A 16122-nucleotide genomic window follows, 5' to 3' on the forward strand; every position below is an offset into this window, starting at 1 on the left:
ACAATGCATCCTTTCCTCCCGCGCCCGCGGACGAACCTACGGGCGCACGCCGTTACTCCCTGCCCTGCTCGGGCATGGTCACCACAGAGCCTTCGGTCGCGCTGCGCGGTCCGGCGGCGTCGAAGGCCTCCAACATGCCCTCGATAAGGGCATCCGCATCCACAATGCGGCTCGCCAGGACGCGTGTTGCACCCAGAGCGGCGAACAACTCCATCGGCGCTTGCGCGGACGGCCCGAACACCACGAACTCCCGCGCGCGCCGCGGCAGGCGGGCGATGTCGAACAGGCTGTCGTTCTCCAGCGCGCATCCCGTTATACCCACGACATCGGCCTGCGCGACAAGCGCCGCGGTATCCTCCACGCCATGGAACCGCACCGTGCCCGGACCGGTGTGCACGCCATCGGCATCCAGGAGCACGCTCTGCAGCGCGGCACGCGGACGCAGGTCCACCACGTCGAGCGAGGCGCACATGGCGGCCGCCTCCCGCAGCAGCATGCCCGCACCCACCAGCACCACGGCGTCGTCGGAACGTAAAAACGACCGGTCGAACGGATCCGAGACGGCAAAGCCGCGCTCAGCCAGCGCCTCGGGTGCATTCACCTCGCACGAAAGCGCATTCGCAACCGCCAGCGCCACGCTGCGGCGAAGCGAGCAATACGCCGCATCATCGGCCGCCCCCGGGGTAATCCCACACACGCCCTCGTCCAATAACTGCGCCACCGCATCGTCCGCATGCACGCCCGTTAAGCTCTGCAGGCTCCTCATGTACTCGAAGTCGAGCGCCCCATACACCGCATGCTGGCCGTTGAACGTGAACGCACGCCCCGCGCGTCCATCCGACAGCTCAACTACGGCCCACCGCGCACCGAAACACAAGCGCCTCACGGTAGGTATCAGACCATCTGCGCAGGTGATGCGCAGCGTTTCCTCTATCAGCTCATGCAAGCTACGAGGCGCGTCTGCTGCCACGAAGCCGTTCGGCTTGCCGCACATCACCGTACCCTCCCGTCAACGCCGAACAAGCCCTCTTCCCCGCACGGACACGGATGCGCCTTCGTCTTCAACAGCGGCACGCACGTGGTCACCGTCCCGTCGGGATGCTCCGGCACATCGAGGGACGCCACCTTCACGGGAATGCCGTACGCCTCCTCCAAAGTCTCCTCGCACACGATGTCGCCCACATCCGCCACGCGAAACGGGCTCGTGCGGCTCATGACGGCCGCCTTGTCGCAGCACAGGAACGCATGGTCGGGGAAGTGCGACGTCATGATGATCCCCACGCCGCGATGGGCGAGCGCGCAGATCTGCGCGAGCACCCGCATCTGGTTGCCGAAGTCCAGGCTGGACGTAGGCTCGTCCATCATGAGGAACGACGGGTTCTGCATGAGCGCGCGGGCGATGAGCACCATTTGCCGCTCTCCGCCGCTGATCTCGGTGTACACACGGTTGCGCAGATACGCTATGCCCAGCAGCTCCAGCAGCTCGTCGGCTTCGTCGAACGCGTCGCGTCCCGGCCCCGCGAACGCATCGGTCCGCGCGATGGAACCCATGACCACCACATCGATGACCACGAACGGAAACGGCGGCTCGTGCACCTGGGGCACGCAGCCGATGAGCAAGACCGTCTCCTTCCGGCGGCGGTGGTCCACCGCGCGCCCGTCCACATACAGCCCGCCTGCCGAGAACGGGATGAAGCCCAGAAGCGACTTGAACAGCGTCGTCTTCCCCACGCCGTTAGGTCCCAGCAGGCACAGCACCTCCCCGCTCTCCAGCTCGAAGCTCACGTCGTGCACGATGCCGACGTCGCGGTACCCGGCGCATACGCCGCGTGCCTCCAAGATCATAGCTGTTCCTTCTTTCTCTTCAGCAACAGGTAGAAGAAGAACGGCGCGCCGATAATGGACGTGAGAATGCCCAGCGGGATCTCGACGGTGAACAGGTTGCGCGCCACGTTGTCCACCAGCAAGAGGAAGCTGCCGCCCACCAAGAACGACATGGGCAGGAGCACCTTGCAGTTCGGCCCCACGATGAACCGGGCCATATGCGGGATAATGAGCCCTATCCACCCTATCATGCCGGCGATGGCCACCGAAGCCGCCGTGAGCAGCGTCGCGCACAGGATGAACAGCCCGCGCAGCCGCTTCACGTTCAAACCCATGGCCTGCGCCTCCTCGTCGCCGAAAGCCATGGCGTTAAGCTGCCAGCGTAGGAAGGCCAAAGGTGCGATGCCGATGAGAAGGGGCGGCAGCAAGAACAAGATGTCTTGAAGGTTCACCGTGGACAGGCTGCCCATGAGCCAGTACGTGATCTCGGGCAGCTTGCTGTCAGGATCGGCCACATACTTCGTCAACGTGATGAACGACGAGAACAGCGTGGACACTATCATGCCGCCCAGCACCAGCATGAGAATGGCATCCTTGCCACGGCTGACGCGCTGGCACACGAAGTAGGCCAGCCCCACGGCCACGATGCCGAACGCGAATGCGTTCACCTGGATGAACGCATAGGGAAGCGACAAAAGGATGGCCAGCGCCGCGCCGAATCCCGCGCCCGACGAGGCGCCCAATATGTCGGGCGAAACCATGGGGTTCTTGAAAAGCCCTTGGTACACGGCGCCGGCAATGGAAAGCGCCGCGCCCACCAGCAGCGCGGCACAGATGCGAGGCAGGCGCACTTTCCACACAATGGTCTGGGCCATGTCGCTTTGCGAGCAGTCGAAGCCGAACAGCTGGGCGCCGATGATCTCGACAACCCCCACCGGATCGATGGGATACTGCCCGACCATGAACGAACCGAAGAACAACACGACCATCACGGCCACCGCGATGACGATCGCTCCCGCTGACGAACGTTTCGAAGCCATAGTCCCCTTGCCTCTCCAAAATATATACTAGTATGAGAATAATATTTATTTCGGAATAATCTGTTGGAAAAGCCACGAACCGAGAAATTTTTCGACACGGCTCGACCCCTTCGCCATTTGTGGAGTTTCGCGCACAACCGGGGCTTTCGCCAGATTCCCATCGCCGCATACCCCGCGAACCCCCATACTGGTAAATCGCTTTGCACGAAATTCTTTCTTGTTTCTCTTTTGCGCACGCTGATGACGCTCACGGATGCAGAAAGCGGCTCGAGTCAAGCGCAAGGCACGCCGCTGGAGCGGGTGCGACCACGGAGCGGTTCCGCAGAGGCGGACGCCCGTCGAAGAGAAACGGAATACCCTTATGACGAAATTCGCCGACCTCGGCTTGTCCAAAGACGCCCTCGCGGCGGTGGAGAAGCTGGGCTACGAGAACCCCACGCCTGTCCAGGAGCAGGCTATCCCGCTGGTTCTGGAAGGCCGCGACCTCATCGCCGCCGCCTCCACCGGCACCGGCAAGACGGCCGCGTTCCTGCTGCCCATCTTGAGCACGCTTCCCCGCGTGAAGGGCCGCAACCGCGCCCCGCGCGTGCTGGTGGTGAGCCCCACCCGCGAGCTCGCCCAGCAGATCGCCCGCACGTGCATGCAGATCTCGCGCCAGACCCGCCACTTCACCACCACGGTGTTCGGCGGCACGCCCTACGGCCCCCAGATCAAGGAGCTGCGCGGCGGCACCGACGTGCTCATCGCCACGCCCGGGCGCCTGAAGGACCTCATGAAGCGCGGCGTGGTGAACCTGTCCAGCGTGGAGGTGCTCGTGCTGGACGAGGCCGACCGCATGCTGGACATGGGCTTTCTGCCCGACGTGACCACCATCGTGGACGCCACGCCCGAGTGCCGCCAGACGCTTCTGTTCTCGGCCACCATCGACCAGTCCATCCAGAAGAACCTGGGCTCGCTTCTGAACGACCCCGCCATGGTCGAGATCGCCCGCAACGGCGAGACGGCCAAGACGGTGGAGCAGTTCATGATGCCCATCAAGAACTTCAACAAGCCCGAGCTCTTGGAGGCCGTGCTGCGCGAGAAGGGCTCTGAGCGCATCATCGTGTTCGCCCGCACGAAGAACCGCACCGAGGACTGCGCCGAGGCGCTGTGCGACGCCGGCTTCCGCGCCGAGTCCATCCACTCGGACAAGAGCCAGGGCGCCCGCCGTCGTGCGCTGGAGAACTTCCGCCGCGGCAAGACGTCCATCCTCGTGGCCACCGACGTGCTGGCGCGCGGCATCGACGTGCCCGACGTGGACCATGTGATCAACTTCGACCTGCCCGACATGCCCGAGGACTACGTGCACCGCATCGGCCGCACGGGCCGCGCGGGCGAGAAGGGTTACGCCATCTCGTTCGTCACCCGCGAGACCAGCCGCACGCTGCGCGACATCGAGCGCCTGATCGGCAAGGACATCCCGTTCATGGAGCTGGAAACCTACGAGCTTGACCCGACGCTGCTGAAGCAGAAGAAGGGCGGCGCGCGCCAGGGCGGCTCCAAGAGCGGCGGCTCGAAGCCCTACGGCAAGCGCTCTGCGGGCAAGTCGTACGGCAAGCCCGCCGGCAAGGGCGGCTACCGCAAGTCCGACGACCGCAAGGACGGCAAGCCGGCCGGCAAAAGCTACGCTGCCGAAGGCGGCGAGTCCAAGGGAAGCAAGCGCTTCGAGCGTGCCGAGGCCCCGCGCTCCGGCAAGGGCGGCTTCGACCGCGCGAATGCCGGCAAGCCGGGCAAGCGCTCCGACCGCTCCGGCAAGCCCGCCTCCGCCCGCGGCGAGAAGAGCTTCGACAAGCCGTACCGCGAGGGCGGCAAGCCCGCGAAGAAGCAGCGCTCCAAGAAGGGCAACGGCACCGGCGGCTACGACTACAGCCGCTTCGCCAAGAGCGAGAAGCACGAGGCCGCCGAGCGGTTCTAAGAACACAGCAAAACGCGCACGCTAACGAGGACGAGCCGCCGACGCGGCTCGTCCTCGTTTTGCAGGCAAAGCTGCCCCGCAAAATGCGCAACATAGTGCGCATATCGTAATGAGCAAAATATTGCGCTTTTCTCTATGTGCAGTATAATGCGCATAAACAACGAATGCATTCCGACCACGCAAGGAGGATCCCATGCCCTCAGACGTCATCGGGCTTCCCCGTCGCCTCGGCCAAGCCGTGCGGAAAAGACGCTTGCAGCTTGGTCTCTCCCAAGCCAGCCTCGCCGAGGCGGCTCAGGTATCGCGACGGCTTATTACGAGCTTGGAAATGGGCGATGCCGATGGCATCGCCTTCGACAAGGCACTCCGTATTCTCGAAGCGCTCGGCATGACGATATCGATCGCGTGGCCGTCGGAGCCGGAAGAGGGCCAGCGGCCCGCAGCCCAAACCGCACACGCGCCGCTGGTGGAAGATGACCGGAAGCCGTCCTACCAAGACGCCTACGACGACATAGCTCGAGCGGCCTTGCGCCAAGCGGCTTATGCGCAAGAAGGGCGGTGACCGACATGGCCGAAGCATCTCTGCTCGTCTTCATCTGCGGCCAGCCTGCCGGAGAGCTCGCACAAGGCAGCAGCGGCCAGATCAGCTTCCGCTACGATCTTGATTACGATGGCATCCCGCTGTCGTTCTCCATGCCCGTGTCCAACCGCACGTTCCCCCATCGCGTCGTGCAGCCATTCCTTTTCGGGCTGCTGCCGGACGACAGGAGCGTGCGCAGGAACATCGGCCTCGAGTTCGATGTGCGAAGCGACAACCCCTTTTCCCTGTTGGAGAATATTGGCCTCGACTGCCCGGGCGCCGTGCAGTTCTGCAAACCCTGCGAGACCGCAATCCTCGCCACACGTCAGGAGAAGCTCGAGCCCATTGATGACGAAACCATCGCGCGGCGACTCGCCACCTTGCGCGAACACCGTGAAGACTCGTGGCTCGGCACGCACGAGCATTGGTCCCTTGGCGGCAACCAGGGAAAATTCGCACTCGCACGCCATGACGGCCGATGGTTCGCCTGCCATGGCTCAGCGCCAACGACCCACATCTTCAAAAACGGCGTGCATGGCTTCCGCCTGCAGGCCCTGAACGAGTTCGTCTGCATGCGTCTTGCCAGCCGGTGCGGCCTTCCCGCCGCAAACACAAGCTACGAAGTGTTCGAGGGCGAGCCCGCTATCGTTATCGAGCGCTATGACCGCGTGAAGGCGCCGGACGGCCGCATCGTGCGTCTCCATCAGGAAGATTTCTGCCAGATACTCGGCATACTCCCCGAGAACAAGTACCCCGAATACGGAGGTCCGGGAGCGTCGGACATCATCCGCGTCATAAGCTCGACCACGCAAGCAGCGAGAAACGTCCACCTATTCACCGCGATGCTGTTCTTCAACTGCCTCATCGGAGCGCCGGATGCCCATGCTAAGAACTTCTCGCTGCTACTCGGCACTGGACGCGATGCCCTTGTGGCCCCTCTTTACGACGTCGCCTCCGGCCTCGCCTACGACGAGCTGCGACGCAAAGCGCGTCTGGCGATGAGTATCGGAGGCGAGAACAGGGTTGGCCACACCTCGCGAAACGCCCTCAAGCGCTATGCCCAGGCCAATGACCTCTCGCGCTTCGGCCTCGGCGAAGCCGCCTGCGTGGAGCTCATGGCGGAACTCGCCCAAGACGTGCTGGACAACCTTGATGGCGCTTTCGACGACGCGCAGGCTGCTCCAGGAGCCGACGAGTTACGCGAGCATCTGGAGCGCCCGCTGGTGGAACTCTGCAAGGCAACGCTCAATCGGCTTTGAAAAAGGCTTCGTCAACCTCGGAAGCCTCACCTCTCCCATTCCACAATACGCTCGGGGTGGGAATACACGTTGAAGCGACCATGCTTGGCGAAACCGACAAGGGTAAGGCCGCTTCGCTCGGCAAGCTCGATGGAGAGGTTTGTAGGAGCTCCGGGCGACACTACAAGAGGACAGCCGAGCGCGGCCACTCTCGCCACGATCTCTAGCGGCACACGCCCACTGAACAGCACCATACACTCGGCCGCACGCTCGCCAGAGCACACGCACCAGCCGACGAGCTTATCCAAGGCGCTGTGTCGGCCGATATCCTCGCGCCAAGCCAGCACGCGACCACGCATGTCGGCCAAAGCAGCACTGTGCACACCGCCCGTTTTCCTGAACAAGAGCGACTGGCGCTCCAACAGCGCGATGGCAGCGTTCACCGTGGCAGCCGCCACCTGCATGTCGGACAGCGGGCGCGCCGCGACCGGCACGCCTGCCGGAGCACGCCCCGGCAGGCTGCCAAATGGCACGATGACGCACCCGTCCCCGGTCCGACGGCCACGCGGGCGGGTGAGCACATCAACACGCCCGCCCTCCAAATCGACCTCAATCGACACGACGTCGTCCATCTCGACGATAGCGCCCTCCAAGAACAGGCGCCCCACCACGAGGTCTTCGACATCCCACGGAGAGCAGGTGCCGCGAAAGGTCGGGCGACCGTCCAAGAACACCTCGATGCTCACTTCCTGCACGACGAAGTCGGGCCGCTCGGCGAACCGCCCGCCGTCGAAACGCTCCACGAGCAACACCGCATGCGCGTTCTCTCGCGATCGGGAAACCTCCATGATCGCATTGCTCACGTGCCTCATCGCGCATCCCCCTCTCCGTCACCATCGTCGTTTCCCTACAGTAGGGCGGCAAACCAGCCACGATGCCTGCCGCCCCAGGGAGGGAAGGGAGTAGGTCTCTCTTACTCGTTCCTCACGTTCGGCACATACCACACGGCCGGGTTCGTGCCCTCTTCGGGCAAAAGCTGGAAGCCATCCTTCTCTACAGCCTGCTTCTTGAGCTCTTCCAAGTCACCGAACACGCGCGCGCCGGCCGGGCAGGCAGCCACGCACGCTTGCACCTCGCCCTTGCCAGCATCGATTCGCTCGACGCAGAATGTGCACTTGTCGACCGAGCCTTTGGGCATGGTGGGATACATAAGAGCCTCGTACTCATTGAGCTCGGAACCGAAATAGCCGCCCTCGCTCTCGACATAGTACCGGGCCGCATAGGGGCAGGCCGTAATGCACGCCTTGCAACCGATGCACTTCTCCTTGTCGATCATCACGATACCGTCATCGCGCTTGTACGTAGCACCCTCCACGGCACAGGCCGCGATACACGGTGCATTTTCGCAATGCATGCACAACATGGGCACAACATGCTTCACCGCTTGAGGGTACGTTCCCTCGAACGCACGCTCCACATGCGACCTCATCACAGCAGGAGGCGTTCCATGCGCTTCCTTGCAGGCCACCGCACACGCATGGCAACCGACGCATTTCTTCAAATCGATAAGCATTCCGTACGTCATGGTTCTCACCCCCTCTACGCGATCTTCTCGATTTTGATGCGGACGCACTGGTCGAACGCCGAACACACATGGTCCATGCGGTCAGGAGTCTGACCGGGAACAAGATGCACCACAGGAACTCCCTTGTCCTTCGCATTGGGCATATAGGCCGACTTAGAGCCCCAATGTCCACCGATGACGGCCACACACTCTGCGTGCACGCCCTCAGACGTGGCCAGCACCCCCTCAACCGATACGCCTTCGGTAGTGACGAGCCGCACCTTGTCGCCGGTGGCAAGCCCCTTCGCCGCAGCCGTAGCGGCGTTGATCTCGATGGTGTAACCATAGGGATTGGCCTCGTTGATCTCATTGATGTAAGGGTTCTCCATGAGCCACGAGTCGGTATTGATAGCGTCGGTGTAATACACGGGCAAAATGTCGAAGGCGTGATCGACCACCTCATGCCCACAGCCGGGCTTCCAATCGGGCAGAGCCTGATAGTCCTCGGTCTCCCATGGTATGCCCAGTTCAGCCGCCTTAGCCTCTACCTTTCCCTTCGCTTCCAGCATGAAGTCAAAGTAAAGGGGCACGCGTCCTGGATCACCGTTCGCCCAGATGTACACTTCGTCCACCGTTCGCGGATGATCGTACACCGCATGCTCCTTAAGCCATGCGAAGTCGTGCTTCTCGTCAATGTTTGATTTCAGAATAGAGTCGGCAAAGGCCTCTACGTCAAGCTTCTGATCGAGCGGCACGGAGTACTCGTCCTTAACGCGGAACATGCCGTTGAGCGTTGCAATGAACTCGGCGTTCTTACCGGCACGACTGGCGAGCTCGCTAAAAAGCTCCCAGCTCGACGGCGCTCCGTCCTTCGGCTCGACAACTTTCTGCCACACGGGCACGGTCCATGGATTCTCCAAACCACCGATGACGCGATGGTTGCCTGAGGCGTGCGGCAGCGGCTCGGTGCGCTCAAGATAGCAGCACTCGGGCAGGAACACATCGTAGAAATAGGACGACTCGTTCAGAAACATATCGATGCCCACCACGTACTGGTAGCCCTTGAATATCTCGGCCTGCTCATCGTAGTTGCCCCACCACTTGATAGGATTGCACGCGTAGCAGAGAGCCACCTCGGCCGCTTGCGTGTGGTACAGATCAGGATGCGCTTGGGCGATATGCTCGAAGTGGTTGTCCTCGGAGATGGGCTGCAGCTCCATCATGCCCATGGTTGTGGGCGTATAGTCACTCTCGTAAACCTTCTTATAGTAGGAGTTGGGGAACGCGAGCAAGAGCCCTGCACAGTCGATGAGACCCTCGGGCTCCCACAGTCCGGGACGCCACGACATATTCGGATTGCTGTCTGTCCAACCATTGCAGATGGGATCGAAGCCGCAGAACCCACCGACCGCGTTCGTCGCGCCGATAAGGTTATTCAAGCTGAACACAGCCCAACAGGTAAGAAAAGCATGTTTGTGGCGCGTGATGCCGGAAAATGCATCCACGGCCGCAGGTCGGTAGGGCAACGTCACCCCGTCGATCTGGGTGGTCTGCCCGATACAGGCCGCCTCTCCGAGCTCTTTGGCAATCTGGCGAACCGTAGCGGCAGGCACCGTGGTTATCCCCTCTTGGTACTCGGGGGTATAAGTCCTTAGATGCTCTTTGTACAGGGTAAAACCCGTGGAACATTGCTTGCCGTCTACCTCGAAAGAGCCCTCAAGCTGAGGCGCACTGCATTGGTCGTAGGGTTTTGCCGCGCCGTCAGCGTCCATATAAAGCGAATGCCCCGTCTTCTCGTCGAAGACGATACGCTTGGTTTCCAAGTCAACGAGAGAAGGACCGTTGGTTCGGTTCGTGAGAAACTCCCTATCAATGAGATTCTCCTCATGCACAAGCACATAGGCAATAGCAAGGGCAACGGCAGCATCGGTACCGGGACGCAGAGGCACCCAAAGATCCGCCTTTTCTCCCGCAGCGCCCATATGGGGATCGAAAACCACATGGCGCAACCCATTCTTGCGACGCTCGGCAAACGGCTCGACAGTCATATTGAAACCATGTCGCGTGGCCGTTCCAGCATTGGTTCCGAACTGGATGACGTAGTTGCAGTTGGTGTAGTCGGGACGTGCATTGCCTGTTCCGGTAAAAAAGTATTCGAGCTGATGGACGCCCGCACCGCAGATGTCCGAGCAACTGCCCTCGGCATTGCCGTAGATCACGCCAAGCGCCGTGTGACGCACAAGCGAACCTATCTGGCTAGCCACCATGGACATGCCGGTAACGGCGTGAGGGCCGCTGCGCTCGATAGCCTCCTTCACATGTTTGTCCACCAGTTCGTAGGCCTCGTCCCAGCTGATCTCCTCCCAACCCGGATCCTCGTCGAAGCCCTTCTTGGGATTGGTTCGCTTCAAGGGCTTGGTCACACGGTTGGGATCATAGAGCTGCATGATGCCCGCAGCGCCCTTGCCGCAGATATGTCCACGACCGATTGAGCTGTCAGGATTCCCCGTCAACTCCACCACCACGCCATCGATGACGCGCGCCTTGATCGAGCAGTTGTTGAAGCACATGTTGCATGTCGTAGGAATCCATTCCCCGGCTTCCGGATCGTAGGCTTGCTGAACCGACAATGACGCCTCGTCCGGCTTTTTCTCACCTTTCGGCGCGCAACCGGCAATCGTGCCAGCCATACCGGCGCCCAACGCCGCCGCACCCGCTCCCGCCACGAAGCCGCGGCGACTGATGCTCACGCTCTCCTTGCTCATCGCTTCCTCCTCGTCCTCCTCTACATCGCTCACATTGCTCGTTGCCGGGGCGCACCTGCAGCGCCCTTTCGCCCACCATCCTTTCTCCTAGCGTTCTCGCAGGTCAACACTTGGCAGCACTTCGCCCACCGGCCACCGGGCGAACCATTTGGCCGGATGAGCATGTGCGAATTCAACCGAGGCAGTACCCCGATTTGCACTTTTGAAATTAGTCGTTGGAATTCTGCTAGTAAGAGATGAAGACCTCGCCCATGGTACCCCCTCCCCCGGCGAACATACGCCAGTTTCATTGGTGTCAGAGTATCATGGTCTACTATGACAGTCAATCAGATTGATTATTCTATCTTCTTATAGCGGTCTATCTGCAACACTTGCAACATCGGTCAGTAGCCCCCGTGCTCCCTTCAGGACAAGGAAGCCGAAGGCAACATCCATCGACGTCGGCATCGCGGCAGCCAGGGCGCTTAAGCCAAACTCACTTGAGGAACTTCTCGATATTGTTGAATGCCTCGCCAAAAGCGCTCGGCGCGATGACCAAGCCGCCCTTGTCTTTCACGCTCTCGTAGATCAGGCTCATGGTGCGCAGTTGGAGCGCCTTGTCGCTGCCCTCGTACACCTCGGCAGCCTCCACGAACATCTCGGAGATGTCCTTCTCTATCTCCGCCAAGAGCAGGCGTGCGTTGCGCTCGCGCTCGGCCTGGGCCTCTTTCGACATCGCGTCCTGCAAATCGGGCGGGATGGCAATGTCTCGAATCTCCACTGACACCACGGTAATGCCCCAGGTGCGCGTCTTCTCGTCGAGAATTTCTTTGACCTCATGGTCGATCTGCGCGCGACGCGTGGCCACCTCCGCGAGGTTAATGCGGCCCACCGCGTCACGTAAAGCCGTCTGGGCGGCCCACCAGATGGCCGACGAGTAATCCTCCACCTCCACGCACGCATCCTTCGGATTCCACACCATCCAGAACAGCACGGCGTCGATGTCGAGTGGCACGAGGTCTGCCGTGAGCGCCTCCTCGGCCACAAACGCCGTGGTGATGATGCGCTGGTCGACACGAGCGGCAACGTGCTCGATAATAGGGATGACGAAATAAGGCCCCGGTCCGGCCACGCGACTGAACTTACCCAGCCTGAGCACCACCACACGCTCCCATTGGGGTGCCACGCGCACGCTCAAGGTGGCGAGTGTGGCGACAACGGCCGCGCCCAAGACCACCAGCACGGACAGCATGGAGCTGAAAAGAGCAATCACCAGGCAGAACACCACCGCGAATACCGTGAAAGAGAATGCATACACGCCGTTTCTCGACGTCTTCTTCGCCTTGGGACCCGAGAATTCGGGCGCCCGGCGCCCCGCTGCGGGCACCTTGGCACCCTCGGCCTGCTTCCTGCTGCGCATATGACCAACCCCTCCTGCCGCCCGCGGCGGCGCCTGCGGCCCCGCCTACCGGGCCCGCCCCGTGAGCTGCACGATCTTCTCCCGTACCAAATCGACGAGGTCGTCCGCCTCCATGCCCTTCTCGAAAGCGCGGCCCACCAAATCCGTTGCAAGCGCCTCCACCTCGTCGTCGATGTCCAGCGCCTCGTACGCCGTGCGTTCGGCCACGTAGGAACCCTTGCCGCGCCGCGTGAAGATGAACCCGTCGCGCTCAAGGTCCTGGTACACCTTGTTAATGGTGTTGTAGTTGACCCCGAGCTGCACGGAGAGCTCCCGCACGGAGGGAAGGCGCTCGTTCTCGCCAAGCTTGCCGGAGCGAATAAGGTATACGAGGCGTTTGCGGATCTGAATCCAGATGGGAATGTCGCTGTTATCGTCCACTTGAAACTGGCCCATGGCGTCCATAGCGACGTCCTTGTCGATGATCGTGTCGGTCATAGCAATCTCCATGGTACCATGCACGCGTGCCCTCCCATGAAAAACACTCACAACCAAAACGGCAGCGGGGTCATCCCCACCAGGTTGAACCGGACGGCGGCCAAAAGCAGTACGTAGCGCAGGCAGATGCCGCCCGCCAGCGTGCAGCACGATCCTATGGCGAGCACAAGCGGATCGAAGGATCGCCGGCTGGCCACGTCTACCACGAAGGGAGCGGCCAACCCGAGTCCCACCGCCCCCAGCCAGAACGCGCCGGCGAAACGGCCCGTCATAAGCGCATCGGCCGACGCTCCTACCGCATCTCCCGCCTGCGCGCTCGCCAGCAAGAACGCCGCAAGCACCCCGGCCTCCACCACGACGAGCATAAGGTCGAGCATCACGAGCCCGCCAAGACCCTCCTCGACCTCGGGACGATTCTGGCGGCAGAAGCCCACCACGATGAGCACCGCGGCACCCGTTGCCAGGGCCGAGGCCGTGAACAGCACCGGCACGAACGGAGTATTGAGGAACGGTACGGCTGGCCACAGCGACAAGAACACGCCCGAATACCCTATGACGCACAACGCGGCCGCCATGGCGACAACCTGCAAAACGAACTCAACGGCACGTCCTGTGCGGGTGTCCTGCACGATACCCATCACGAGCGCCCCGACCGCCGCGAAGCAGAACACAGCGACGGACCAGGCGCCGAACCCAAGCACACTCGTAACCGGCGACAGGAACACCGCGAACGCCCGCTCGGGTGCACCCAGGTCGAGAACGAGGAATACGCTGCCGAGCGCAACGAGCGCCGGGCCAGCCACCAGACCCGCGTCGGTCACAGAACTCACACGTGCCAGACAGGCAGGATCCTTGAAGCGGAGTGCCAGGTCGACGAAGGCGCCGATGACGAAGGCGCCGCCGCCTGCGCCCGCCAAGAACAGGTACCACGCGATGTACGAGCTGGCCACGTCCTTAAGCCCCCTATCCTGCCACGTCGACACGCTGTCGACATCATAGCATGAAGCAGTGACCTATGATACTAGGACAGTTGGCGAATACACCTTTTGGAAATCCGCAGCGACGACGGGCTGCGCAGGTCCTACTCTCCCCCGCCTACCTGCCCCACGTTGAAGCCGTCCGCCAGCGCGCTGGGCGCGAGCAGCACGCCCTTCGAGTCCTTGGCGCCCTCGTAGGCCAGGTTCATGGCGCGCAGCTTCATGGCGCGGGGGTTGCGGTCGTACACCTCGGCAGCCTCCACGAACATCTCGGAGATGTCCTTCTCCACCTCGGCCAGGATGATGCGGGCGTTGCGCTCGCGCTCGGCCTGGGCCTCCTTCGACAGCGCGTCCTGCAACTCCTTGGGGATCATGATGTCGCGGATCTCAACCGACATGACGGTCACGCCCCACTGCTCGCACTTCTTGCCGAGGATATCCTCGAGGTCGCGATCGATCTGCTTGCGACGCAGGGATATGTCGGCCAGGTTGAGCTGGCCGATGACGTCGCGCATGGCCGTCTGGGCCGAACGCAGCACGGCCTTCGGGTAGTTCTCCACCTCCAGGCACGCCTTCTCGGCATCCCACACCATCCAGAACAGGATGGCGTCCACGTCCACCGGCACGAGGTCGGCTGTGAGCGCGGCTTCGGCGGAGAACGAGGCTGTCATGATGCGTTGGTCCACGTGGATGGCCGCGTACTCCGCAAACGGGATGCAGCAGTACAGCCCTGGGCCGGCTATGCGGTTGAACTTGCCGAAACGCAGGATAGCCACGCGCTCCCAATGGGGCGCCACCCGCACCGACGTGGCCAGCACGAACCCGGCCACCACAGATGCGGCGATGGTCAGCGGCGACACCCACGCGAACGTCGCGAAGAGCACCGCGAGGAACCCTGCGGCGAACATAGCCAGAAAGAACAGGTAAACGCCTCCGCGGGAGGCGTCGTTGGCCTCGAGCTCGGTCTCGGCCACCTTGCGGGAGGCGTCAGCCTCTGCTTCGCCCTTCGACCGTCTGAACAAACCCATCGCTGCTCCCCTCGAACGTCTTGCTATTCGGCTGCCGCCGCCAGCCTTCGCTGCAGCACGTCGGCTATATCGTGACGCGGAACGCCCAGCTCCCTGCACTGGCGTATGAACTCGTCGGTCAGAAAATCAACTTCGGTCTTGGCCTCTTCTGCCTGGGCGGGCCCTTGGTCTGCCACGAACGTGCCCTTGCCGCGTTTTGAAACGATGTAGCCGTCACGCTCGATATCCTGGTACACTTTGCTTACCGTGTTGTAGTTGATGCCCAGGTCAACGGCTAGCTCGCGCACCGTCGGCAGCTTGTCGCCCGCCTGGAACCTGCCCGAGGCAATCAGATAGATCAGGCGATTGCGCAACTGGAGCCACAGCGGGATACCGCTGTCGCTGTCGATGGTAATCTGCACGGTTTGGTTGGCGGCACTCACGCTCGGATAGTCCCCACCTTCATTCGCCAAGTAGTATCGTCATATGATAGCATTCTCGGCCCCGCCTGCCGCGCAGGGTCGCAAAGCGCATGAAGCCCCACACGCGGCCAGCCCGGGAGGGAGGGAAGGCCGACCGCGCGGGACCCGCGAGTAGACGTCAGCTGTTGAGGCGGAACATCGCCCTTACCCGACACCCAATTCCTCGCGCTCGAACACAAGGAATTGACGTGCCGTCTCGGCTAGGCCACGGTACAAGCCCGGCTTCGCGCGCTTCTCCAGATCATCACAGAGTTGCGGAATCCAAACCAGCAGGTGGTCGCGCAGAAAATCCTGCTGCGCAACACGCGCCGCATCGACTCCAGCCCCATCGTTAGCAGCCAGCGCTTCAGCCTCCTTACAACACAGACGCGCCATGAACTCCAGCTCAATACCGACGTGATCCTCGGGAACGTTCAGTTCGCCCGAGCGCTCAAATCCCTGCGATCTATACGCAGCAAGCACTTCATCGCGCGATCGCTGCATAAGCAGATGCTCGGCACTTGTATACACCGACTCATACGGGAACACGGGGTCGGCCGACATATTCAGCAACAGCGCCGCGAATTCGGCCGCCGCTTCCGCGCGCAACGCCGCTAAATCCGCCCCTGGAAGCTCGGCCGCATAGCGCCCGAGTTCGCCCTCAAGCGGAAGCGACTCCTCGGCAAGTCGCGAGAGAAAGTCCTCCGAAACCTCTTCCAAGAACAGGCGAGACAGGAGCGAGTATGTAAGTTCTCGAGCCTCGACCTCGGCAATGCGTTCACATGCGTCCATGATCACCCTCCCCCTCGCGGGGCGCCCGCCGAGGCGGGCGCCCC

Annotated in this window: 15 protein-coding genes; 3 read left to right on the top strand and 12 right to left on the bottom strand. The window is 62.2% G+C overall.

Annotated features, from left to right (window positions below; translation table 11 throughout):
- Positions 1–52 precede the first annotated feature (52 nt).
- Genes C1877_RS10180 through C1877_RS10190 form a run of 3 tightly spaced genes read right to left on the bottom strand, consistent with a single transcriptional unit; the run spans position 53 to position 2864 of the window.
- Positions 53–994: a Rossmann-like domain-containing protein gene (locus C1877_RS10180; RefSeq protein WP_015539587.1), complete on the bottom strand. Its 942-nt coding sequence runs from the start codon at positions 992–994 to the stop codon at positions 53–55.
- Positions 994–1845, bottom strand: coding sequence for an ABC transporter ATP-binding protein (locus C1877_RS10185; protein WP_114569105.1), 852 nt, complete (start codon positions 1843–1845; stop codon positions 994–996). Before C1877_RS10185 ends, C1877_RS10180 begins: the two co-directional genes overlap by 1 nt.
- Positions 1842–2864: a FecCD family ABC transporter permease gene (locus C1877_RS10190; RefSeq protein ID WP_015539585.1), complete on the bottom strand. Its 1023-nt coding sequence runs from the start codon at positions 2862–2864 to the stop codon at positions 1842–1844. The genes C1877_RS10185 and C1877_RS10190 overlap by 4 nt, the downstream gene beginning before the upstream one ends.
- A gap of 361 nt (positions 2865–3225) precedes the next feature.
- On the opposite strand from C1877_RS10190, the gene C1877_RS10195 reads away from it, so the two are divergent.
- The 3 genes from C1877_RS10195 to C1877_RS10205 all read left to right on the top strand — a co-directional run bounded on the left by C1877_RS10195 (position 3226) and on the right by C1877_RS10205 (position 6657).
- Positions 3226–4818 (top strand): DEAD/DEAH box helicase, encoded by a 1593-nt coding sequence (locus tag C1877_RS10195; protein WP_015539584.1) that lies wholly within the window; start codon positions 3226–3228, stop codon positions 4816–4818.
- A gap of 193 nt (positions 4819–5011) precedes the next feature.
- Positions 5012–5380 (top strand): helix-turn-helix transcriptional regulator, encoded by a 369-nt coding sequence (locus C1877_RS10200; RefSeq protein WP_015539583.1) that lies wholly within the window; start codon positions 5012–5014, stop codon positions 5378–5380.
- Positions 5381–5385: 5 nt separating this feature from the next.
- Positions 5386–6657, top strand: coding sequence for a type II toxin-antitoxin system HipA family toxin (locus tag C1877_RS10205; protein WP_041240289.1), 1272 nt, complete (start codon positions 5386–5388; stop codon positions 6655–6657).
- A 26-nt stretch (positions 6658–6683) separates the two neighbouring features.
- Here C1877_RS10205 and fdhD read toward each other — a convergent pair whose 3' ends face one another.
- From fdhD to C1877_RS10250, 9 genes are all read right to left on the bottom strand, one after another.
- On the bottom strand, positions 6684–7508 hold the full coding sequence (gene fdhD / locus C1877_RS10210) for a formate dehydrogenase accessory sulfurtransferase FdhD (RefSeq protein ID WP_114569106.1): 825 nt from the start codon (positions 7506–7508) through the stop codon (positions 6684–6686).
- Between the two features lie 101 nt (positions 7509–7609).
- Positions 7610–8221 (bottom strand): 4Fe-4S dicluster domain-containing protein, encoded by a 612-nt coding sequence (locus C1877_RS10215; RefSeq protein WP_041239328.1) that lies wholly within the window; start codon positions 8219–8221, stop codon positions 7610–7612.
- 14 nt (positions 8222–8235) lie between these two features.
- A complete protein-coding gene (locus C1877_RS10220; protein ID WP_114569185.1) occupies positions 8236–10965 on the bottom strand; it encodes a molybdopterin-dependent oxidoreductase in 2730 nt (909 codons plus the stop codon).
- Between the two features lie 475 nt (positions 10966–11440).
- Entirely contained in the window at positions 11441–12364 is a 924-nt protein-coding gene (locus C1877_RS10225; RefSeq protein WP_015539580.1) for a slipin family protein, read from the bottom strand.
- A gap of 45 nt (positions 12365–12409) precedes the next feature.
- Positions 12410–12841 carry a GntR family transcriptional regulator gene (locus C1877_RS10230; RefSeq protein WP_114569107.1) on the bottom strand — a complete coding sequence of 144 codons (432 nt, stop codon included), beginning with the start codon at positions 12839–12841 and terminating at the stop codon, positions 12410–12412.
- Positions 12842–12888: 47 nt separating this feature from the next.
- Positions 12889–13791: an NrfD/PsrC family molybdoenzyme membrane anchor subunit gene (gene nrfD / locus C1877_RS10235; protein ID WP_041239326.1), complete on the bottom strand. Its 903-nt coding sequence runs from the start codon at positions 13789–13791 to the stop codon at positions 12889–12891.
- A 131-nt stretch (positions 13792–13922) separates the two neighbouring features.
- A complete protein-coding gene (locus C1877_RS10240; RefSeq protein WP_015539578.1) occupies positions 13923–14846 on the bottom strand; it encodes a slipin family protein in 924 nt (307 codons plus the stop codon).
- 23 nt (positions 14847–14869) lie between these two features.
- Entirely contained in the window at positions 14870–15298 is a 429-nt protein-coding gene (locus C1877_RS10245; RefSeq protein ID WP_244909848.1) for a GntR family transcriptional regulator, read from the bottom strand.
- 153 nt (positions 15299–15451) lie between these two features.
- Positions 15452–16078, bottom strand: coding sequence for a TorD/DmsD family molecular chaperone (locus C1877_RS10250; protein WP_227155457.1), 627 nt, complete (start codon positions 16076–16078; stop codon positions 15452–15454).
- Positions 16079–16122: the final 44 nt, after the last annotated feature.

Origin of the sequence: Gordonibacter pamelaeae (genome assembly GCF_003340385.1) — a bacterium.
In the GTDB taxonomy this organism is placed as follows: Bacteria; Actinomycetota; Coriobacteriia; order Coriobacteriales; family Eggerthellaceae; genus Gordonibacter; species Gordonibacter pamelaeae.